Origin of the sequence: Enterobacter sp. TCD1-1, assembly GCF_020567405.1 — a bacterium.
Lineage (GTDB): Bacteria > Pseudomonadota > Gammaproteobacteria > Enterobacterales > Enterobacteriaceae > Enterobacter > Enterobacter quasiroggenkampii.
Window position 1 is genome coordinate 2135378 of the sequence record NZ_JAJCXF010000001.1, and the last position, 21695, is coordinate 2157072.

A 21695-nucleotide genomic window follows, 5' to 3' on the forward strand; every position below is an offset into this window, starting at 1 on the left:
TCGACTCAGGCAGGCTTTCTCAGTTTACGCTATTACGCCTCGGTTTTGCGCCATCTGCGCGTCAGCACTTTTTCCGCCTCGACAATAAGGAACATCACAAAACCAATCAGGAAGGTGATGACCCAGTAGCGGAACGGCAGTGCTTCGGTGCCAAACAGCATCTGCATGAACGGTGCGTAAATGATAAGAAGTTGTAGCGCCAGCAGTACACCGCTCACGATCCAAATCCCTTTATTCGCCAGCAGGCCTTTGCTCAGCGAGAAGCCGTCATTAACGCGGCAGTTAAGCATGTAAAACCACTGCGCGGTCACCAGGGTTTGCAGCAGCACGGTGCGGATAAATTCCGCCGAGTAACCGCGCGGCTGTAGCCAGGCTTCCAACACGAAAGCGCTGATGGCAATCATCAGACCGACAAACACCACGCGCCAGATGGCATAGCCGTCCATCACATGCAGATTCGCCTTACGCGGTGGCCGGTTCATGATGTCCTTCTCACCCGCTTCAAACGCCAGGCCAAACGACAGCGTTGCCGACGTCGCCATGTTCATCCACAGGATCAGGACCGGCGTCAGCGGGATCAGGTTCCCCGCCAGCAGCGCGATGATGATTAGCAGGGCCTGCGCAATGTTGCTCGGGATAACGAAGAGAATCGTTTTTTTCAGGTTATCGTAAACACGACGCCCCTCGTGCACCGCACTGGCAATGGTGGCAAAGTTGTCATCCGTTAACACCATGTCGGCGGCTTCCTTGGTGACCTCTGTCCCCTTAATCCCCATGGCGATACCCACATCCGCCCGCTTGAGCGCCGGAGCATCATTTACGCCATCCCCGGTCATGCCCACCACTTCCTGTTTACTTTGCAGGGCCTGCACGAGGCGGAATTTATCCTCCGGGCTGGTTCGGGCGAAAATATCGTACTGCTGCGCGGCGTCGCTCAGCTGACGGTCGTCCATCGCCTCCAGCTCGCGTCCGGTGATAGCGCTTGCAGCGTTACCAATCCCCAGCATTTGCCCAATGCTCATGGCCGTTTGCGGGTGGTCGCCGGTGATCATTTTCACGCGAATCCCGGCCTGCAGACAGTCGGCGATCGCGGTAATGGCCTCCGGACGCGGCGGATCCATCATTCCCGCAATACCCAGCAGGATCACGCCATCACGCAGGTCCGGGTGATCCAGCTCGCGCTGTCCCTCGCGGGCAGGTTTCCAGGCCGCAGCCACCATACGCAACCCTTCCCGGGCATACTCTTCGATCTTGCCTTCCCAGTAAGGTTGATCGAACGGCTGCAGTCCGTCATTCGTCTGCTGGTACTGACAGAGGCGGAACAGGACGTCCGGCGCGCCAGTGATTAAAATCACCTCTTCTTCACCCAGCCGGTAGAGCGTGGACATGTATTTATACTGCGAATCAAACGGGATTTTACTGCGCATTTCCGTATCAAGCGCTGGGAGCAGGATTTTCGCCGCCAGCACCTTCAGCGCGCCCTCGGTCGGCCCCCCGGTGATTTTCCACAGCCCCTGCTCGTCTTTGATCAGCTGGCTGTCATTACAGAGGTCAATGGTGCGCAGGTAGCGTTCCAGCAGGGACCCCTGCGTCACGCTGACGGGCGTCGGGTCATCTACGGGGTGAATATTCCCCACCGGTTCGTAGCTGTCGCCCTCCACGCGATAGGTCGTCTCAGCGGTAATCACCGCTTTGACCGTCATTTCATTCATCGTCAGGGTGCCGGTTTTATCCGAGCAGATGACCGTCATTGCGCCCAGGGTTTCCACCGTGGGCAACTTACGAATGATGGCCTTGCGACGCGCCATGGCCTGTACGCCAAGCGAAAGGATGATGGAAATGATGGCCGGCAGGCCTTCCGGCACGGCGGCAACGGCGAGGCTGATAAGCGACAGCACCAGTTCAGAAACCGGCATATCCCGGAACAAGAGGCTGAAAACAAACAGCGCCACCATCATGACCAGGATAGTAATGAAGATGGTTTTACCGAGCTTATCCATCTGCACCATCAGCGGCGTGCGGTGCTTTTCAATGTCGGACATCATCTGATTGATGTGGCCAAGCTCGGTCTCGCCCCCGGTTGCCACCACCACGCCTTTACCGCCGCCGGAGCTGACGGTGGTGCCTGAGTAAAGCAGATTATACCGGTCACCTAAAGGCAGTTCCCCGCTTAGCGCATCGCTGTTTTTTTCAACAACGGTGGATTCGCCGGTCAGGATGGCCTCCTCCACGCGAAGGTTATGCGCTTCAATCACACGCAGGTCCGCAGGAATACGATCCCCGGCGCGGATCACCACGATATCACCCGGGACCAGCGACGTGGTGGGGATCGTTTCATGATTCCCCTGTCGTACCACCACGGCTTCGCTGGAGAGCATATTGCGAATACTCTGCAACGATTTTTCAGCATTGCTCTCCTGGATATGGCCAATCAGCGCGTTAATGATGGCAACCCCCAGGATCACGAACATGTCTACCCAGTGGCCCATAAAGAGCTTAAGCAACGCGGCCACCAGCAGAACGTAAATCAATACATCGTTAAAATGCGCCAGGAAGCGCAGCCAGGCGGGTTTGCCCTTTTTTTGCGGCAATGCATTCTCACCATGCTGCTGAAGTCGGGCTGATGCCTCAGTGCCGCTAAGTCCTTCCAGAGTGGAGTGGATATTCGACAGGGTTTCGTCAACGGTTTGTTGATAATACGGACGTTCAGGTTTTCCTGTTTTCATCGTTCCTTCCTCAGGTTCTATTCAGAAATCACCTTGCTTTCATGTAATTAACGAATAACGAAAACAGGAACATGGGCGTAACGGACAATACTTGCCGCCTCCGATCCTAACAAATGGGTTTGAATATTTGGATTTCGAGAGCCGACAATAATCGCGCCAGCAGCAAGTTCATCCGCCAGCTTAATAACCTCATCACGAACATTTCCGCTACGAACATGGAGATGAACCCGCTCTTCTGGCAGATTCAATTTTTTGACCAGGTCAGACAGTTTTTCTTTCGAATTATTAATCATATATTCATCCATCTTGCGCGCATCTGAAATAAAACCGCGCGTCAGTTCGGCTGAAAATTTGGGCATGACGTGCAGCAAATGAATGTCACCCGATGCGCTTTGCGCCAGAAACTGTGCATGTTGCAACGCTTTATCCGCCAGGCTTGTCTCGTAGACGTCCACCGGAACGAGAATGTTTTTATACATATCGAGCATCCTTTTTATAACCAACATGAGAGTGAATGAAGCATAAAAACGCATTAAATGCAGGGGGTTGCCCTTAATGCCAGTTACGGTAAAAAGAGATGAATAATATTAAACGTAGCACAGGAATATCAGGTTTAGCGCTTCCCCACTGCTAATGGTTATTTAACATTTATCTTTTCGCCGACTATGCTCATAGTTAGCCACCGCTTCCGGCTCATGGAGGAATGTATGTATGGTATAAGCCTGATCCGACTGGGTATGTTTATTGCGCTTGCCATTATCGCCAGCACGGCGATTGGTTTATTTACCTATATGGTCGTCACTGTTCTGGCAGAATAGTGTCACCCCTGTCCAGGTTATGGAATAAATAAAACAGTTATTTATTAGGGGAATACAGTGAACCGCTACCTCTCTCTTTTACCGTTCGTTTTGTTAACGCTCACAGCGTGCGACCCGAAACCCAAAGACGTCTCCCCCCTGCCCAGAATGGTAAAAGTAGCGGAGGTGACGGTTCCCGGTAACGCCCAGCAGCGCGTTTTTCCCGCCCGCATTGAATCGGGCGATGCCACAGACCTTTCCTTCAAGCGCGCAGGTCAAATTGAAGCGCTCGATGTGCGTCAGGGCGCAGTCATCAAGCAGGGTCAACAGCTTGCAAGATTGAATGCCCGTGAAGCCCAGCAGCGGGTTAATGACAGACAAACGGCGGCAACGCTGGCCCAGAGGCAATTCGATCGCTTCCAGACGCTGGCGGGCCGCCAGGCGATTTCGAAAGCCGAAATGGACGTGCAGCGTGCGAACCGCGATTCGGCGAATGCGGCGCTACAGATCGCCCGAGAAGAGTTGAATCAAATGACGCTTGTCGCCCCCTTCAGCGGGACGGCGGCCAGCGTACATGTCCGAAACCATCAGGTGGTGTCTGCCGGTCAGCCCATCGCGACGTTAACCCGCACCGATCTGCTTGACGTGGTGTTCAGCATCCCTGAAAACCTGTTTAAAACCTTTGATATTCGCAACGCGCAGTATCGCCCGGTAGTGAGAATTAACGCCATTCCGGATCGGGAATTTACCGCCGTTTATAAAGAACACTCGGGCAGCAGCGACAGTAATACCCTGACCTGGCAGGTAATACTCACCATGCCGCGGCCAGATGATTTTCCCGCCGTCGGTGGCGTAAGCGGTACGGTGACCATTAATTTAACCAACCTCCCGGCTGGCGCGGGCACTCAGGCGCTGGTCGTACCGGTTGAGGCAGTCTTTAACCCGGACAACAGCCCGCGCAATGAGCCGCACGTCTGGGTTGTGGCAGGAGAAGGCGACACGCTCCATCTTGAAGACCGCAAGGTCAGCGTGGGGCAAGTGATTACCGAAGGCGTGGTGATCACCAGCGGGCTTAAGGCGGGTGAGCGCGTCGTAGCCGCAGGCGTTGGGGAGCTGCATACTAACCAGCCGGTGCGTATCTGGACGCGTGAACGGGGACTGTAATGGATATCTCTCGTCAATTTATTAATAACCCTGTTCGCGTCTGGCTAACGATTCTGCTGCTGGGCATCGGGGGTATTTTCGCGCTGTTGAATATCGGCAGGCTGGAAGATCCCGCTTTTACCATCAAAACCGCAGTGGTGGTCACCCACTACCCCGGCGCATCCGCTCAGCAGGTCGAAGAAGAGGTGACGCTGCCGCTGGAGAATGCCCTTCAGCAGCTGCCTTATCTGGACAACGTGAGCTCCATCTCTTCAAACGGTTTGTCGCAAATCACCGTTAACATCGCGTCACGCTATCACTCAAATGAACTGCCGCAGATTTGGGATGAACTGCGCCGCCGCGTGGGCGACGCCTCGCGTCAGTTCCCGCCCGGCGTCGTCACGCCCTTTGTGAATGACGATTTCGGCGACGTGTTCGGCTTCTTCTTCGCCATTTCCGGGGATGAATTCAGTAATCCTGAACTGGTGAGATACGCGGAGCAGCTGCGCCGCGAGTTGATTCTGGTCCACGGGGTCGCGAAGGTTGCTATCGGCGGAGCGATTAGCCAACAGGTCAATATCGATATTTCCCTGACCAAAATGGCCGCGCGCGGCATTACCCTGAACCAGCTTTCCGGCCTGCTCAGCAGGCTTAACGTCGTTTCCAGCGCCGGAGAAATCACCTCTGGCAGCGAATCCATTCGTCTGCACCCGACCGGTGAATTCGAGAATCTTGATGAACTGGCGGATCTCATCATCACGCCTTCCGGCACGGGGGCGGCGACGCGTCTGCGGGATATCGCCACGCTGTCGCGCGGGCTGAACGAATCGCCAGCCAGTATCTACCATGCCAACGGCAAAAAAGCCGTCACCATGGGCGTCTCGTTTATTCCCGGTGTGAACGTGATCGACGTGGGCTACGCGCTGGAGGCGAAGCTAAACCAGATGTCGGCGGAAAAACCGGCAGGCATACAGATAGACCTGTTTTACGATCAGGCAGCCGAAGTGGGCCACTCTGTTAACGGTTTTATTATTAACTTCCTGATGGCGCTGGCGATTGTCATCGGCGTGCTGCTGATCTTTATGGGCGTACGCAGCGGGATCATCATCGCGTTTTCCCTCGCGCTTAACGTGCTGGGCACGCTGCTGATTATGTATCTCTGGGGCATTGAGCTACAGCGCATCTCGCTTGGGGCGCTGATTATCGCCCTCAGCATGCTGGTGGATAACGCCATCGTCATTGTCGAAGGGGTGTTGATTGCCCGACAGCAGGGCTCCCCGCTGTTGACCGCCGTTAACACTATCATCCGTCGCTCCGCCCTGCCGCTGCTGGGGGCGACGGTGATCGCTATCCTTGCGTTTGCGCCTATCGGGCTGTCGCAGGATTCCACCGGGGAATACTGTAAATCCCTCTTCCAGGTGCTGCTGATTTCCCTGATGCTGAGCTGGTTCTCGGCGCTCACCCTCACCCCGGTGATGATTAAGTGGTGGTTGTTTAAAAACGACAGCGCGCCGGAGACCACTGACGAGTCAGATCCTTACGACAAACGTCTCTACCGCCTCTATCAGCGCCTGCTTAACACGCTGCTGCACCATAAGGCACCGACGCTGGTAGTGATGGCGGCCCTGCTGGCCGCGTCTGTCTGGGGGTTTGGCGCGGTGCGGCAAAACTTTTTCCCGTCGTCCAATACGCCGATTTTCTTTGTCGACCTGTGGTTACCCTACGGGACCGATATCAAATGGACCGAGAAAATGACCGGTGATATTGAGAAAACCATCAAGGGCCAGCCCGGCGTGGAAACCACCGTCTCCACCATCGGTCAGGGGAGCATGCGGTTTATTCTGACCTACAGCGGACAGCGGCAGTACAGCAACTATGCGCAGATCATGGTGCGCATGGATGACCAGCGTAACATTTCCTCCTTGACCCGCCACGTTGACGAGTACATCGCGCGAAACTACCCGCAGGTGAACGCCAGCACGAAACGGGTGATGTTTGGCCCTTCCGGCGACAGCGCCATTGAAGTGCGCATTAAAGGCCCGGATCCTGACAGGCTGCGTCTGATTGCCAGCCAGGTGGACGATATTCTGGCGCGCGATCCGGCTACGGGGAGCGTCCGAAACGACTGGCAAAACCGCAGCAAAGTGATCCGCCCGCAGTACGTTGCCGCGCTGGGACGCGAGCTTGGCGTGGATAAACAGGACGTCGACAACGCGCTGGAGATGAATTTCTCCGGCAGCCGGGCGGGGTTGTATCGGAAAGGCAGCGACCTGCTGCCCGTGGTGGTGAGGCCCCCGGAAAGCGAAAGGCTGGATGCCAGCCACCTGAACAACGTGCTGGTATGGAGCCAGGCGCGGCAGCAGTATATCCCGCTGAGTAACGTCGTCAGTCGCTTCTCTCTGGAGTGGGAAGATCCGCTCATTCTTCGACGCGACCGCTCGCGGGTACTGACGGTTCAGACGGACCCGGACCCGCTGACCCAACAAACCTCCGGCGATATTCTCGCCCGCGTGAAGCCGCAGGTAGATGCCCTTCCCCTGCCACACGGTTACAGCATCGAGTGGGGGGGCGATGCGGAAAACTCCAGTGAAGCGCAGCAAGGGCTGTTCACAACGCTGCCTCTCGGGTATCTGGTGATGTTTGTCATTACGGTGCTGATGTTCAGCTCGGTAAAAAATGCCGTCGCAATCTGGCTGACCGTACCGCTGGCGTTGATTGGCGTCACACCAGGATTTTTAATTACCGGCATTCCCTTTGGCTTTATGGCGCTGATTGGTCTGCTGAGCCTGAGCGGAATGCTCATCCGCAACGGCATCGTGCTGGTGGAAGAGATCGAACAGCAGAAAACGCAAAAGGATCAGCACAGTGCGATCGTTTATGCCGCCACCTCGCGCCTGCGCCCTATCCTGCTCACCGCGTTCACGACCGTACTTGGCCTGGCTCCGCTACTGCTGGATGTTTTCTTCCAGAGCATGGCTGTTGTGATTATGTTTGGACTGGGGTTTGCTACAATCCTGACGCTACTGGTACTCCCCGTGATCTATGCGTGTTTCCATCGTAAGGACGAAGCCAAACAACAATGAATGCGACAGGGCTGAACATTATCAAGACGCTGGGCTGTATGACGGCGGTGACCTTCTTCACCATCTACAATACCTGGGATCATTATGATTATGACTATCACTGGATCCTGGGGTTTTTAACCTTTATCTCGACGATCGCTACACCGCTGTTTTTTGTGGTGTCGGGCTATCTCGACGGACAATCCCGGCACGGCACGCGCTGGCAGCTGGGTAAAATTAAAAGTCTTGTGATTGTTTTTCTGTTCTGGATAACGATCTACTACCTGTGGGAGCCTTATCAGCGCGGGTATTTAATCCAGCCCTGGTTCGTGTTCGCCTTTGTCGTGATTTACACCTTCCACCCGGCGGTAGAGTGGCTTAGCCAGCGGAGATCGCTGTTCTGCGGCGCGATTGCTGCCCTGCTGTTCTTTTCCTACGGATACGATCTGTTATCGGCGCTTTATCCTGAAACGCACGCCCTTTCTCTTTCACCGCAGTATCGACTGTGGACGTGGCTGCTGTTTTATCTGACGGGGCAACTCTTCTGCGATCCTAAAATCGCCGAGTGGATAAGCCGCAAAAATGTAGTCCGGGCGGCGGTTATCGCCATCCCGTTTATCTATCTCTTCACCTGGTTTTACGAGCGCCACTTCTTTTTTGCCCTGTTTAAGGCCGACAGAAACGCCTTTATCCTCACCGGCTCGCAGATCTACATCCTGATTATTGCCCTGGTGATTGCGGCGAACGGCGTGCGCTTTCGCCGCAATGCTGAGTTTAAGGAGTCCATACTGGCCGCCATCAGCAAAACGATGACTGGCGTATATATTGTGCACTACTCGGTGTTTCATCTGCTGACGGCGCTGATACCGGTGACGTCACTCGGCATGAAGCTGGCGTTGATTGTACTTACGTTCGTCACCTCTGTTCTCTTCTCCATGCTGGTATTGTCTAACGCCGTGGCAAAAAAGGTGATCACCCTTTAAAAGCCTAAGCGCAGCCAGGCAAAGAGCACGTTGCCGTTGTTATAAGTCCCGGGAATATAGGTGAACTGGACGGTAACGCGCTGATAGCTGGCCGAAAAAAGCGGGAAGATGAACGGTAGCGGGACATAGTTCGCAAAATCATCGCGCGCCGTGATGCCCGCGGCGGCACCGAGCCCAAGGCGGAAATCTCTGGCATTATCCAGATACCAGCCCTTCTCCCAGCCATAGCCCATCGCGGGCTGCCATTCGTTGTGCGAGTCCTTGAACATCATCGCGAAAAGCGCGCTCCAGTTACCCTCTTCGTTATAGCGGGAAACGCCCAGCCCACCTCCCCACGGCATTTCGTTGTACTTGTCGGATTTTTCTTTGTCGTACATAAAGCGAGCGTGCCAGCTCAGAAACGGCAGGTACAGATCGTAACGCTGAGGCTGCGCCCAGGTTTGCGAAATGTCTTCCGTCAACGCATTCCACCAGCCGCTGATGCGTTGCTCGCCATAGACGTTGGGCTCCGCCTGAAGCGGTGCGACGAATAAAAACAGAATCATCCAGAATGCCGAAAAGGTGCGTTGCATCGTTATTCCCTCAGCTTAACTCACGCGGCGGTCACTATTACTGTAAACCATTCAGCACTTAGCGAAGCCAGAAGAGGCAATTATCTCGCCGCAGGTGTGGATGAAATTTATTTATTCAGCACCTTCCGGAAAGATAAAAACGTTTTCTCAGGCGTTTTGTCGCGGTAGTCTCATAGGTTCCGTTTATATGACGGGCGCAATGTGAGTGACCTTTTCTTATACCAATAATTAAAAAATCAGTACGGACAGGACAACTATGGACTCCACCCTCATCTCCGATCGTCCCAACGCGGAGACACCTTCGCTCAATCGTGCCCGCCGCGCCGCACTCGGCAGCTTCGCGGGTGCCGTCGTCGACTGGTATGATTTTCTGCTTTACGGCATTACCGCCGCGCTGGTGTTTAACCGTGAATTCTTCCCCCAGATCAGCCCTGCGATGGGTACGCTCGCCGCGTTTGCCACCTTCGGCGTCGGCTTTCTGTTTCGCCCGCTGGGCGGGGTGATCTTCGGCCACTTCGGCGACCGCCTGGGCCGCAAGCGCATGCTGATGCTCACCGTCTGGATGATGGGGATCGCCACCGCGCTAATAGGCATTCTCCCGTCGTTTTCCGCCATTGGCTGGTGGGCCCCGGTATTGCTGGTGACATTACGCGCCATTCAGGGCTTCGCCGTGGGCGGCGAATGGGGCGGCGCGGCGCTGCTATCCGTTGAGAGCGCGCCAAAAAATAAGAAAGCGTTTTACAGCAGCGGCGTGCAGGTCGGGTACGGCGTAGGGCTGTTGCTTTCTACAGGGCTGGTGTCGTTAATCAGCCAGCTCACCACCGACGAGCAGTTCCTGAGCTGGGGCTGGCGCATTCCGTTCATCTTCAGCATCGTGCTGGTGATTGCCGCACTGTGGATCCGTAACGGCATGGAGGAGTCCGCTGAATTCGAACAGCAGCAGCAGGAAAAACCGGCCGTCAAAAAGCGGCTGCCGGTGATGGAAGCCCTGATTCGGCACCCTGGCGCTTTTCTGAAAATTATCGCCCTGCGCCTGTGCGAGCTGCTGACGATGTATATCGTCACCGCCTTTGCGCTGAACTACTCGACGCAGAATCTCGGCCTGCCCCGTGAATTGTTCCTGAATATCGGCCTGCTGGTCGGCGGGATCAGCTGTCTGACGATACCCTGCTTCGCCTGGCTGGCGGACCGGTTTGGCCGCCGTCGCGTCTACATCACCGGCGCGCTGATTGGGAGCCTCAGCGCCTGGCCATTCTTTATGGCGCTGGAGGCGCAGTCGATCTTCTGGATTGTCTTCTTTGCCATCATGCTCGCGAACATCGCTCACGATATGGTGGTCTGCGTGCAGCAGCCGATGTTTACCGAACTGTTCGGCGCCAGCTACCGCTACAGCGGCGCGGGCGTGGGGTACCAGGTCGCAAGCGTGGTCGGCGGCGGGTTTACGCCGTTTATTGCCGCCGCGCTGGTGACCTTCTCCGGCGGTAACTGGCACAGCGTGGCGGTTTATCTGCTGGCCGGTTGCCTGCTGTCGGCGGCAACGGCGCTATTGATGAAAGAGACGAGCCACCGCTGATCTCACTTTTGTTTCACAGGCGTGTGACATACTATCGGGTAGAGTCGCACACCTGTGGAACAAGGAGACAGAGATGAATAATAAGGGCTCCAGCCTGACCCCGGCTCAGGCGCTGGAAAAACTCGACGCGCTGTATGAACAGTCCGTCAACGCGCTGCGCAGCGCCATCAGCGAATATATCGAAACAGGGAAACTTCCCGACGAAAAGGCCAGAACCGAGGGCCTTTTTGTTTATCCATCGCTCTCTGTGACCTGGGACGGCAGCGCCAGCACAACACCGAAAACCCGTGCCTACGCCCGTTTTACCCACTCCGGCTGCTACAGCACCACCGTCACCCGCCCGGCCCTGTTCCGCCCGTACCTCGAAGAACAACTTACGCTGCTGTATCAGGATTACGGCGCGCACATTCACGTTGAGCCCTCGCAGCATGAAATTCCATACCCCTACGTGATTGACGGTTCGGCGTTAACCCTCGACCGTTCGATGAGCGCGGGGCTAACCCGCCACTTCCCGACGACGGAACTGTCGCAGATTGGCGATGAGACGGCCGATGGGATCTATCACCCGGCAGAATTTTCTCCCCTGTCGCACTTTGATGCCCGCCGGGTCGATTTCTCCCTGGCGCGTCTGCGCCACTACACCGGCACGCCCGTCGAACATTTCCAGCCGTTCGTCCTCTTTACCAACTACACCCGCTACGTTGACGAGTTTGTCCGCTGGGGCTGCAGCCAGATCCTCGACCCGGAAAGCCCGTATATCGCCCTCTCCTGTGCGGGAGGGATCTGGATCACTGCGGAGACCGAAGCGCCCGAGCAGGCCATTTCCGACCTGGCCTGGAAAAAACATCAGATGCCCGCCTGGCACCTGATCACCGCCGACGGTCAGGGCATTACGCTGATTAACATCGGCGTGGGCCCGTCAAATGCCAAGACCATCTGCGACCATCTGGCGGTGCTGCGTCCGGACGTGTGGCTGATGATCGGCCACTGCGGCGGCCTGCGTGAAAGCCAGCTGATTGGCGACTACGTGCTTGCCCACGCCTATCTGCGTGATGACCACGTGCTGGATGCGGTGCTGCCGCCGGATATCCCAATCCCGAGCATCGCCGAAGTGCAGCGTGCGCTGTATGACGCGACCAAAGAGGTCAGCGGCATGCCGGGTGAAGAGGTTAAGCAGCGCCTGCGCACCGGTACGGTCGTCACGACGGATGACCGGAACTGGGAGCTGCGTTACTCCGCCTCCGCGCTGCGGTTCAACCTGAGCCGCGCGGTGGCCATTGATATGGAGAGCGCCACCATCGCCGCACAGGGGTATCGCTTCCGCGTCCCGTACGGCACGCTGCTTTGCGTCTCCGATAAGCCACTGCACGGCGAAATTAAGCTGCCCGGTCAGGCCAACCGTTTCTATGAAGGGGCGATATCCGAACATCTGCAAATTGGCATTCGCGCCATTGACCTGCTGCGGGCAGAAGGTGACCGGCTCCATTCCCGCAAGCTGCGCACCTTCAACGAGCCGCCGTTCCGCTAATAACGATAAGGAATAACCATGTCCAGCACATCTCCGCTCTCTGCCCTGCGCCACTGGCTTGAGGCCAGCCATCTCGACGGGATGATCGTCCCGCGTGCGGATGCGTGGCAGAGCGAATACTGCGCGCCCTGTGACGAAAAGCTGGCCTGGCTGACAGGCTTTGACGGCTCTGCTGGCGTCGCGCTTGTACTGAAGGATAAAGCGCTGCTGTTCGTCGACGGGCGCTATCAGGTGCAGGCCCGCGTTCAGGTGAATATGGATGAGGTTGAGATCCACCATCTGCACAACGAGCCGCTGGCAGACTGGCTGACGGCAAACGTCGAGGCGGGCACGCGCATCGGTTTTGACCAAATGCTGATGACCCATTCAGAGTTTGAGCAACTGTCTGCCACGCCTTGCGAGCTGGTCCCGCTGAAAGCCTCGCCGTTTGACACACTATGGACTGACCGCCCTGCCGCACCGGCGGGGCTTATCCGGGAAATGCCGGTTGAATACAGCGGTGAAAGCAGCGCTGATAAACGTCAGCGCGTCGCCGCCGTGCTGGCTGCAAGCAATGCCGATTATCTCGCCGTTACCCTGCCGGATAATATCGCCTGGCTGTTAAACGTCCGTGGCGCGGATATCCCTTACAGCCCGGTACCGCTCTCTTTTGCTCTTCTGGGCCGTGACGGCCACGTTGAGTGGTTTGTTAACGACAGCAAGCTCGGCGCCCTACCGGAAGACGTGCGCAATGCGTTTACCATTGCGCCGCAGGACGCCTTTGTCGAACGCTGCCAGCAGATTGCTGCAGGAAAACGGGTGATGGTTGATGCCGATTCCGCGCCGGTCGCCCTGCGCTTTGCCATCGAACCCCGGGGAGAGATTGTCTGGCGGACCGACCCCATCACCCTGATGAAAGCCACCAAAAACCCGGTTGAGCTGGCCGGTTATCGCGCGTGTCATCACCAGGACGGCGCCGCCTGGGTCAACTTCCTGGCCTGGCTGAGCCGTGAAGTGCCGCTGCGCGAGGCGGCAGGGAATCCGCTCACCGAGCTGGAAGTTCAGGCGCAGCAGCTGGCGTTCCGTCAACAGCAGCCCGGGTTCATCGAGCAGAGTTTTGCGACCATCTCCGCCTCTTCGAGCAATGCGGCGATGTGCCACTATCATTCGAGCGAGGCCAGCAACAAGCCCATCGGTCATGACCATTTTTACCTGAACGATTCCGGCGGTCAGTACGTGAATGGCACCACCGACGCCACGCGCACGCTGGCATGGGGTAAGGTCGACCCGCAGCAGCGCCTGCACTACACCGCCGTGCTGAGAGGCTTCCTGTCGCTGATTACCCTGCAGTTCCCTTCCGGGACTCAGGGACATCAGCTGGATGCCTTTGCGCGTCGTCCGCTGTGGGAGATGGGACTGGATTACGATCACGGCACGGGGCATGGCGTGGGTCATCAGCTTCTTATCCATGAGAATCCGCATCGCATTGCCAAAAAGGTCAACCCGTGGCCGCTGGTGGCGGGCAATATCATGACGATTGAACCGGGATACTATCTGGGCGATAGCCACGGTATTCGTATTGAAAACCAGGTGGAGATTGTGGAGAGCCGTCCAGGGTTCTGCAGGTTTGCCTCGCTGACGCTGATCCCGATCGACTTAAGCCAGGTTGAGCTGCATTTGCTGAGCGAGCAGGAAAAGCAGTGGCTGGATGCGTATCACCAGCAGGTACGCGAGGCGCTGTCACCGCGGGTAAACAGCGATGCGCGTCCGTGGCTGGTAGAGGCGACGGCGCCGGTTCGTGTGAACGGATAGTGCGGCTTTTGCCGGGTGGCGGCTTCGCCTTACCCGGCCTACGATTCGAGGTTTTTGTAGGTCGGGTAAGGCGAAGCCGCCACCCGACAATTTTACCCGATGCAGAAAAGCAAAAAGCCTGCTTTAAAAGCAGGCTTTTCAAATTTGGCTCCTCTGACTGGACTCGAACCAGTGACATACGGATTAACAGTCCGCCGTTCTACCGACTGAACTACAGAGGAATCGTGTGAACGGGGCGCATATTATCGATGCGCTCCCGGGATGTCAAAGGCAGAATGCATATTTCCGATCGTTTGACGATTTATTCTCCACTTCGCGCAATTGTCAGGCATTTTGTCGCGGATATTTCCATAGCCAGCGCCCGCTGACCATACGCCAGTAGAACAGCGCGCCCCGCACGGCCCAGTCCAGGAACATCCCCAGCCAGACGCCGATCACACCCCATCCGAGCATTACCCCAAGCGTATACCCCGCCACGACGCGACATCCCCACATGCCAAGCATCGACACCCACATCGCAAAGCGGGCGTCGCGCGCCCCCTTCAGCCCGGCAGGCAGTACCCATGAGGCCGCCCAGATAGGCATAAAAGCCGCATTGAGCCAGATGAGGACTTTTACAACCTCTTTAACGTCGTCTTCATGGGTATAGAACGAGGCCATCAGCCCGGCAAACGGCGCGGTTCCCCAGGCAATCACGGTCAGTCCAATGGTCGACAGCCAGAAAACGTGGCGCAGCTGTCGCTCCGCCTGGCCGATCTGCCCTTTCCCGAGCCGTTTCCCGGTGATAATGGTCGATGCAGAGCCCAGCGCGTTACCCGGCAGGTTAATCAGCGAAGCAATGGAGAAGGCGATGAAGTTACCGGCGATCACGTCGGTGCCCATCCCGGCGACAAACATCTGCGTCAGTAATTTCCCGCCGTTAAACAACACCGACTCAATGCTTGCGGGAATGCCGATCCCCATCACTTCCCAGATAATGGCGAAATTAAAGGGGCGGAAATAGCTCTTCAGCGTGAGGCGCAGCGAGGGGGTGATCCCCGCCATCAGCACGCCGATAATCGCCGCCGCACCGATATAGCGTGAAATGGTTAGCCCCAGTCCTGCACCGACGAAGCCCAGCCCGTCCCACGAGAACACACCGTAGATCAGCACGCTGCTGATGATAATATTCAGGATATTCATTCCGCCGTTGATCAGCAGCGGAATTTTAGTGTTCCCTGCCCCGCGCAGCGCGCCGCTGCCAATCAGGGCGATGGCCGCCGCCGGATAGCTGATGACGGTCATCTCCAGATAGGTCAGCGCCAGGTCTTTAACCTCGTTCGTGGCCTCCCCGGCGACAAAATCGATGATCTCTTTGCCGAAATAGTGGATCACCGCCGCCAGAACGGTCGAAAAGATAGTCATGATCATCAGCGACTGGCGTGCCGCCTCGCGCGCACGTTTGGGATCCAGCTTGCCGAGGCTAAAGGCCACCACTACCGTCGTCCCGAGGTCAATCGCGGCAAAGAACGAGATCACCACCATGTTAAAGCTGTCCGCCAGACCTACCCCCGCCATCGCCTCTTTTCCCAGCCAGCTCACCAGGAAGGTGCTCAGCACCCCCATCAGCAGAACGCAGGTATTTTCCAGGAAGATAGGCACGGCAAGAGGGGTGATTTCACGCCAGAAGAGAACCCGATAACTTTTACGTTTTGCATACCATGGCGTGCGCGCGATCGCCTGGCGTAAGGAGGCAGTGACGTTCAAAATGGACCTTAGCGAGAAAAGTTGAAACTCCATTTCAAATAATGGGGGAGAAATGCTCATCCTGCAAAGTATTTTCCGGAAAAAGATGTGTGGATTTACAACAAACTGACGACAGAATCAGCAATCAGTCGATTTTCCCTAAGATCAGGTTTGACAAAACTTTTTTCGCCGCTAAGATAAGCCTCCACAACGATTCCTCTGTAGTTCAGTCGGTAGAACGGCGGACTGTTAATCCGTATGTCACTGGTTCGAGTCCAGTCAGAGGAGCCAAATTTGAAAAGCCTGCTTTTAAAGCAGGCTTTTTGCTTTGCGGATGAGGGAAAATGAACGCTCTGTTTGTCTACGGCACGCTGCGCCCGGGCCACTCAAATGCGCATATTCTTGAAAACATCGGTGGCGAATGGCTGGCCGGTTTCGTCTCCGGTACGTTCTACGAACGCGGCTGGGGCGCTGCGGCGGACTTCCCGGGGATCGTGCTCCACCCCGATGGCCCCCGCGTCGAAGGCTTTCTGTTTATCTCTGATCACCTTGCCGCACACTGGTCAATGCTGGATGAGTTTGAAGACGGCTACGATCGGGTTGAGGTCACGGTGACCACCTCTGAAGGCGAGCAGGTTCAAGCCTGGATTTACCAGCTACAGCCGCGTTCTGAACCATAAAAAAAGGCTCTCTGTCACCAGAGAGCCTTTTTCACTATTCGCTGCGATTACTCGCTTTTTGCTTCGCCGTTTTTGATTTCGCCCATCACTTTCAGCTTTTTAGAGATGTCACGACGCTCTTTGGACAGCTCAGCATTTTTAATGATGTAGTCATCAACACGGTCTTCATAGTCGCTCTTCATGCTGGCGATGATGCCCTGAATAGCTTCAACGCTCATGCCTGGCTTGATGTAGTCGCTCAGGTTGTCGAGCAGCAGAACACGTTTCTGGTTGTCACGGATCTTCTTCTCAACGTCCTGGATTTCACGCTGCAGTTTGTTTTTGCGGCGGAACAGGCGGACGAATTCCAGAACATCCTGGAACGAAGGCTTGGTAGTTTCCATTTTTACACCCCTGATAATGTGAGATTCGGATTCGTTAAAGCAACCGTTGTAACAATAACCTTACTGACAGCGGCCGCGAATGACAATGAGTATATCGTTTAAAGCTATCATAACCCCAATTGCTGCTGAATCGAAGCAGCAGGCGTCACATACGCCTTTTATTTGCGCAGCGCCCGGCAAATCAGGTGCGATAACAGCTCAAGCTGCCGCGCCAGTTCCATGCTCAGCCAGACGTAGCCATGAATAGGCGTTTCCGCCACGTTATCGCTCTGGCGCTCATTGATTAACTGCTTCAGTTCCGCGACGATCTCATTCAGACGTTCGCTGTTGGCCAGGATCGGCTGCGGGTTACCTTCGTAGAGCGCATGGGCGATGGTCAACAGCGTTTGCTGCGTCATCTGCTGGGTCTCTTTGAGAGTCTGCGCGTTAAGCATCAACAGATGGCTGGGGCGCGTGGCCCAGTGTGCGTTGATTTGCAGTTCAAGCATGCAGACCAGATTGCGGCTCACCGTCTGAATGGCTTCGAAAATTGATTTCTGAATATGGGTTTCTTTGCTGGCTGGCGTGATCAAGCCGCGCATTTTGACCACGTCGTTAAGGATGGTTTGCAGGTGCTTTTCCAGGCGCGGGCGCTCAACCAGATTCGGGGAAAAACCGGCCTGATAGACGCGGTTAAACGCGGTGACGTAACTGGCCATCTGAATACGCCAGTGCAGAAAAGCACGCTGCGGCCAGATACCGGTGAAGAGCATCGCCAGCAGTGAACCCAGGATGACATCCCCGCTTCGCCACAGCGCCGTAGTCATATCCCCGGCGGGCGCACCGACCACCACCGCGAGAGTAATACCGATCAGCAGCGCCTGATACGGTTTTTTACCCAACGCCAGCCAGCCGCACAGGAACATGGCGGCACCGCACCATGCCAGCATGACCGGGAACGAGATCAGCTCCAGCTTCAGGGCAATAAGCCCCAGGGCCGAACCTAACACGGTCCCGCCAATACGCTCCAGAGCGCGCGGGACAACGTTGCCCCAAAACGAGATGGGCCCCATCACCACCACCAGCGTGATCAGCGGCCACGTTCCTTCCGGAACCTCCAGCAAACGCACCAGGACAAACGTCAACACGAACGCCAGCGCGATGCGACACCCGTGCACCACGCGGTAGTGTTTGTACAACCGAATTTCAAAAGGGGTTAATGATTTGTCGGGACGCACACCCGCTCTCCAGCTACACGGCAAAGCACAATTGTACTGTGTTTTCAGCCGGGCGGATCGCTCCCGGCTGAAAAACCCTTCATTTAGCAGGCTTAAACCGTTTTGTGCTCGACGGCGATATACATTTCGATATCCCAGTAGCCGTCCGCATTGCCGTCATTGAGATAGCGCTCGAAGCAGGGTTTGAGCGCCATCTGGTACTTATTGTCCTGCAGCAGGGAATTGAAGAACTGATACCACGGCGTGGCGAAGTCGTAGTTTTCCACGCGCGCCGTCGCCACGGCATAATCCCCGGCCGCGATTTCCGTCATCATGACGCCTTCGCTGTTTTCCGGGATGACAAAATCATCCGGTACCGTCACGGCCGTATCACAGCGCAGTTTTTCTGCCGGGACTTCATCCGGGTTATCGTAATAGACTGCCACCCACTCCAGCGGCTCAATGTGACGCCCGTCGACCCACATGACCAGCTGTTCAAAGCCCTGTTTTACCGTGTGTTCCCACGGGCCGACCAAATGAAAACCGGCAATCTTACGTTTCTGTTGCTGCGTAATGCTGTAGTCCATACTGCCTCCGCTCATCACTGTATATTTATACACTATAAAACGGGATTATGATTATCAGCAAACGAGGAGTGTTTATTATGTGAGCAGACTCGCAACCCTGCCAGTCTGCTCAGCAACAGTTAAAGCGTGTGATGCAGATAATCGCTCAGACGAGAGAACAGGCCGCCTTTATCAACGGCTTCCAGCGTGACCAGCGGCCAGTGGGCTACCACCTTGTCGCGGTCATAGAGCTGAATCTCCCCGACCCGCTGATGCGCAGCAATCGGCGCTTCCAGTTCTTTTTTATCCAGAACGTACTTGGCTTTGATGTTGGGAACCTCTGCTTTCGGCAAGGCCAGCCAGAAGTCCTGATCGGTGCCCAGTTTCACCTGCTCCTTATCGCCGTACCAGATGCGCTCTGTCCCTACTTTTTTACCGCTATGCAGGATCTGCACCGTATCGAAATTCTGCTGCCCCCAGTGCAGCAGTTTCCGGGCCTGGTCTTCGCGCCCTTTCGGACTATCCGCCCCCATCACCACCGCGATTAACCGGCGCTGGCCGTCTACGGCAGACGCAATCAGGTTAAAACCGGCCCCTGAGGTATGCCCCGTTTTCAACCCGTCCACGTTCATGGTCTTATCCCAGAGCAGGCCGTTACGGTTTTGCTGGGTGATTCCGTTCCAGGTCAGGCTTTTTTCGCTGTACATATGATAAAACTCAGGCTCGCCGTGGATGATGGCCCGGGAGAGAACGGCCAGGTCATACGCCGAGCTGTGCTGGCCCGGCGCGTCCAGCCCGTGGACGGTTTCAAAATGCGTATCGCGCAGGTTCAGCTTCTGCACGTAGTCGTTCATCATCTTCACAAACTGCGGCTGCCCGCCCGCCACGTGATCGGCCAGCGCCACGCAGGCGTCGTTGCCAGAATCGACAATCAGGCCGCGGCTCAGATCGCGCACGGAGACGCGATCGCCCTCTTTCAGGAACATCAGCGATGAACCGTCAAACACCGGGTTCCCTTTTGCCCAGGCATCACGTCCTACGGTGACGATGTCATCCGGGGTAATGCGGTGGCTATCAATGGCCCGATCCACTACATAGCCCGTCATCAGCTTGGTCAGGCTCGCCGGATTACGTTGTTGATGTTCGTTGCCCGCCGTTAAAATCTGACCAGTCGTGTAATCCATCAGCACCCAGGAGCCCGCCTGAATGGCCGGAGGCTGCGGCGAAAAATCCAGTGGTTCGGCCGCAAAAGCAGATGAGACACTCGAAGCGAGTAAAGAAACAGCAATAAACAGACGGCGTTTCAACGGTATATCCTCAGGTCATTAAAAATCGATGACCTTTTTACGGGAGTTCTGATGTCGTTACCTGGCTTAATTGCAAAAAAATGTGACAGAACGCAGATTTTTCTCTGAAGCTGGCGCGCAAATTTGCGACGCGGCGGTGCTTTTTATTCGGTCTGACCCGCACGATCGTTTACCATAGTGACGTCATTTTTTAACAGGATGGTATTACTGGTGTCTGACTCTGCCGCTCGCCCGACTTTTTTGTTCCACGATTACGAAACCTTTGGCACGCACCCGGCGCTGGACCGACCGGCGCAGTTTGCCGCCATCCGTACCGACGACGAATTCAACATCATTGGCGAGCCCGAGGTCTTTTACTGCAAGCCTGCGGATGACTATCTGCCGCAGCCCGGCGCGGTCATGGTCACCGGGATCACCCCTCAGGAAGCGCGGGAAAAAGGCGTTAACGAGGCAGAATTCGCCCGACGCATCCACGACTTATTTACCGTCCCCAACACCTGCGTGGTCGGTTATAACAACATCCGCTTCGATGACGAAGTGACGCGCAACATCTTCTATCGTAACTTCTACGATCCCTATGCCTGGAGCTGGCAGAACCGCAATTCTCGCTGGGATTTGCTCGACATCATGCGCGCCTGCTACGCCCTGCGTCCTGAGGGCATTCACTGGCCAGAAAATGAGGAAGGGCTGACCAGCTTCCGGCTGGAACACCTGACGCGCGCCAACGGCATTGAGCACAGCAATGCCCACGACGCGATGGCGGACGTCTATGCCACCATTGCCATGGCGAAGCTGGTGAAAAGCGCGCAGCCACGACTGTTCGAGTATCTGCTCAGCCATCGCAGCAAGCAGAAGCTTATGACCCTTATCGACGTACCGCAGATGAAACCCCTGGTGCATATTTCCGGCATGTTTGGCGCATGGCGCGGCAATACCAGCTGGGTTGCGCCGCTGGCGTGGCATCCGGACAACCGTAATGCGGTCATCATGGTGGATTTGGCGGGCGATATTTCACCGCTGCTGGAGCTCGACAGCGATACCCTGCGTGAACGGCTGTACACGCCGAAGAATGAACTCGGCGATCTGCCTGCGGTGCCGGTCAAACTGGTGCATATCAATAAATGTCCGGTCCTGGCGCAGGCGAATACGCTGCGCCCGGAAGATGCTGACAGGCTGGGCATAAACCGCCAGCACTGCCTCGATAATCTCAAAGTGCTGCGTGAAAATCCACAGGTGCGCGAGAAAGTGGTCGCCATCTTTGCCGAAGCCGAGCCGTTCGTGCCGTCTGAAAACGTGGACGCCCAGCTCTATAACGGTTTCTTCAGTGATGCCGATCGCGCGGCCATGAATATCGTTCTGCAAACCGAGCCGCGTAACTTACCGGCGCTGGATATCACCTTCGCTGATAAGCGCATCGAAAAGCTGATGTTTAATTACCGCGCGCGTAATTACCCGGGAACCCTGGATGAAGCAGAGCAGGAACGCTGGCTGCAGCACCGTCGCAACGTGTTTACGCCAGAGTATCTGCACAACTACGCCCAGGAGCTGGAAATGCTTTATGGCCAGTATGAAGGGAATGCTGAGAAACAGGCACTGCTGAAATCCCTGTACCAGTACGCGCAAGAGATAGTTTGATCGATGGGTATAAAAAAGCCGGAGGCGA

The 21695-nt window shown here is 56.1% G+C and carries 16 protein-coding genes and 2 tRNA genes; 9 read left to right on the forward strand and 9 right to left on the reverse strand.

Annotation, left to right across the window (positions count from 1 at the left end; genetic code table 11):
- Positions 1 to 32 precede the first annotated feature (32 nt).
- Both LJA86_RS10345 and LJA86_RS10350 read right to left on the reverse strand, forming a co-directional pair.
- Positions 33 to 2726, reverse strand: coding sequence for a cation-transporting P-type ATPase (locus LJA86_RS10345; RefSeq protein WP_229226106.1), 2694 nt, complete (start codon positions 2724 to 2726; stop codon positions 33 to 35).
- A 47-nt stretch (positions 2727 to 2773) separates the two neighbouring features.
- Positions 2774 to 3205, reverse strand: a complete 432-nt coding sequence (locus LJA86_RS10350) for a universal stress protein (RefSeq protein ID WP_028019628.1) — start codon at positions 3203 to 3205, stop codon at positions 2774 to 2776.
- 396 nt (positions 3206 to 3601) lie between these two features.
- Between LJA86_RS10350 and LJA86_RS10355 the strand changes: the two genes are divergently transcribed.
- Genes LJA86_RS10355 through LJA86_RS10365 form a run of 3 tightly spaced genes read left to right on the forward strand, consistent with a single transcriptional unit; the run spans position 3602 to position 8711 of the window.
- Positions 3602 to 4687 (forward strand): efflux RND transporter periplasmic adaptor subunit, encoded by a 1086-nt coding sequence (locus tag LJA86_RS10355; RefSeq protein WP_229226107.1) that lies wholly within the window; start codon positions 3602 to 3604, stop codon positions 4685 to 4687.
- A complete protein-coding gene (locus tag LJA86_RS10360; RefSeq protein WP_229226108.1) occupies positions 4687 to 7749 on the forward strand; it encodes an efflux RND transporter permease subunit in 3063 nt (1020 codons plus the stop codon). Before LJA86_RS10355 ends, LJA86_RS10360 begins: the two co-directional genes overlap by 1 nt.
- Positions 7746 to 8711: an acyltransferase gene (locus LJA86_RS10365; protein WP_063622046.1), complete on the forward strand. Its 966-nt coding sequence runs from the start codon at positions 7746 to 7748 to the stop codon at positions 8709 to 8711. The genes LJA86_RS10360 and LJA86_RS10365 overlap by 4 nt, the downstream gene beginning before the upstream one ends.
- Here LJA86_RS10365 and pagP read toward each other — a convergent pair.
- The gene (gene pagP, locus LJA86_RS10370) at positions 8708 to 9283 is read right to left on the reverse strand and encodes a lipid IV(A) palmitoyltransferase PagP (RefSeq protein ID WP_229226109.1); all 576 of its coding nucleotides are present in this window, start codon (positions 9281 to 9283) and stop codon (positions 8708 to 8710) included. The genes LJA86_RS10365 and pagP overlap by 4 nt on opposite strands.
- Positions 9284 to 9539: 256 nt before the next feature.
- On the opposite strand from pagP, the gene shiA reads away from it, so the two are divergent.
- From shiA to LJA86_RS10385, 3 genes are all read left to right on the forward strand, one after another.
- Positions 9540 to 10856 (forward strand): shikimate transporter, encoded by a 1317-nt coding sequence (gene shiA, locus LJA86_RS10375; protein WP_229226110.1) that lies wholly within the window; start codon positions 9540 to 9542, stop codon positions 10854 to 10856.
- A gap of 73 nt (positions 10857 to 10929) precedes the next feature.
- Entirely contained in the window at positions 10930 to 12384 is a 1455-nt protein-coding gene (locus LJA86_RS10380; RefSeq protein ID WP_045908120.1) for an AMP nucleosidase, read from the forward strand.
- A gap of 18 nt (positions 12385 to 12402) precedes the next feature.
- Positions 12403 to 14175 carry an aminopeptidase P family protein gene (locus LJA86_RS10385; protein WP_229226111.1) on the forward strand — a complete coding sequence of 591 codons (1773 nt, stop codon included), beginning with the start codon at positions 12403 to 12405 and terminating at the stop codon, positions 14173 to 14175.
- Between the two features lie 145 nt (positions 14176 to 14320).
- On the opposite strand, the gene LJA86_RS10390 is transcribed toward LJA86_RS10385, so the two are convergent.
- Together LJA86_RS10390 and emmdR are read right to left on the reverse strand one after the other, a co-directional pair.
- Positions 14321 to 14396 (reverse strand) — tRNA-Asn (locus LJA86_RS10390).
- Between the two features lie 103 nt (positions 14397 to 14499).
- A complete protein-coding gene (emmdR, locus tag LJA86_RS10395) occupies positions 14500 to 15954 on the reverse strand; it encodes a multidrug efflux MATE transporter EmmdR (RefSeq protein ID WP_306580310.1) in 1455 nt (484 codons plus the stop codon).
- Positions 15955 to 16115: 161 nt separating this feature from the next.
- Here emmdR and LJA86_RS10400 point away from each other — a divergent pair.
- Positions 16116 to 16191, forward strand: a tRNA-Asn gene (locus LJA86_RS10400).
- Positions 16192 to 16244: 53 nt separating this feature from the next.
- Positions 16245 to 16580: a gamma-glutamylcyclotransferase family protein gene (locus tag LJA86_RS10405; protein ID WP_229226112.1), complete on the forward strand. Its 336-nt coding sequence runs from the start codon at positions 16245 to 16247 to the stop codon at positions 16578 to 16580.
- A 47-nt stretch (positions 16581 to 16627) separates the two neighbouring features.
- On the opposite strand, the gene LJA86_RS10410 is transcribed toward LJA86_RS10405, so the two are convergent.
- The 4 genes from LJA86_RS10410 to dacD form a co-directional block, all read right to left on the reverse strand.
- Entirely contained in the window at positions 16628 to 16963 is a 336-nt protein-coding gene (locus tag LJA86_RS10410) for a DUF496 family protein (RefSeq protein ID WP_008499467.1), read from the reverse strand.
- A 158-nt stretch (positions 16964 to 17121) separates the two neighbouring features.
- A complete protein-coding gene (locus LJA86_RS10415; protein WP_045908595.1) occupies positions 17122 to 18180 on the reverse strand; it encodes an FUSC family protein in 1059 nt (352 codons plus the stop codon).
- Between the two features lie 92 nt (positions 18181 to 18272).
- Positions 18273 to 18746 carry a DNA gyrase inhibitor SbmC gene (sbmC, locus tag LJA86_RS10420; RefSeq protein WP_045908596.1) on the reverse strand — a complete coding sequence of 158 codons (474 nt, stop codon included), beginning with the start codon at positions 18744 to 18746 and terminating at the stop codon, positions 18273 to 18275.
- Between the two features lie 119 nt (positions 18747 to 18865).
- Positions 18866 to 20032, reverse strand: a complete 1167-nt coding sequence (gene dacD, locus LJA86_RS10425; RefSeq protein ID WP_032646438.1) for a serine-type D-Ala-D-Ala carboxypeptidase DacD — start codon at positions 20030 to 20032, stop codon at positions 18866 to 18868.
- Between the two features lie 198 nt (positions 20033 to 20230).
- Here dacD and sbcB point away from each other — a divergent pair, with 198 nt between their 5' ends.
- Entirely contained in the window at positions 20231 to 21667 is a 1437-nt protein-coding gene (gene sbcB / locus LJA86_RS10430) for an exodeoxyribonuclease I (protein WP_370974986.1), read from the forward strand.
- Positions 21668 to 21695: the final 28 nt, after the last annotated feature.

Excerpts from the sequence above, each read along its gene's own strand:
- pagP (WP_229226109.1), bottom strand. The coding sequence starts at position 9,283 with ATGCAACGCACCTTTTCGGCATTCTGGATGATTCTGTTTTTATTCGTC.
- sbcB (WP_370974986.1), top strand. The coding sequence starts at position 20,231 with ATGGTATTACTGGTGTCTGACTCTGCCGCTCGCCCGACTTTTTTGTTC.
- shiA (WP_229226110.1), top strand. The coding sequence starts at position 9,540 with ATGGACTCCACCCTCATCTCCGATCGTCCCAACGCGGAGACACCTTCG.
- LJA86_RS10350 (WP_028019628.1), bottom strand. The coding sequence starts at position 3,205 with ATGTATAAAAACATTCTCGTTCCGGTGGACGTCTACGAGACAAGCCTG.
- sbmC (WP_045908596.1), bottom strand. The coding sequence starts at position 18,746 with ATGGACTACAGCATTACGCAGCAACAGAAACGTAAGATTGCCGGTTTT.
- LJA86_RS10385 (WP_229226111.1), top strand. The coding sequence starts at position 12,403 with ATGTCCAGCACATCTCCGCTCTCTGCCCTGCGCCACTGGCTTGAGGCC.
- LJA86_RS10410 (WP_008499467.1), bottom strand. The coding sequence starts at position 16,963 with ATGGAAACTACCAAGCCTTCGTTCCAGGATGTTCTGGAATTCGTCCGC.
- LJA86_RS10405 (WP_229226112.1), top strand. The coding sequence starts at position 16,245 with ATGAACGCTCTGTTTGTCTACGGCACGCTGCGCCCGGGCCACTCAAAT.
- LJA86_RS10365 (WP_063622046.1), top strand. The coding sequence starts at position 7,746 with ATGAATGCGACAGGGCTGAACATTATCAAGACGCTGGGCTGTATGACG.
- emmdR (WP_306580310.1), bottom strand. The coding sequence starts at position 15,954 with ATGGAGTTTCAACTTTTCTCGCTAAGGTCCATTTTGAACGTCACTGCC.
- LJA86_RS10360 (WP_229226108.1), top strand. The coding sequence starts at position 4,687 with ATGGATATCTCTCGTCAATTTATTAATAACCCTGTTCGCGTCTGGCTA.
- LJA86_RS10345 (WP_229226106.1), bottom strand. The coding sequence starts at position 2,726 with ATGAAAACAGGAAAACCTGAACGTCCGTATTATCAACAAACCGTTGAC.
- LJA86_RS10380 (WP_045908120.1), top strand. The coding sequence starts at position 10,930 with ATGAATAATAAGGGCTCCAGCCTGACCCCGGCTCAGGCGCTGGAAAAA.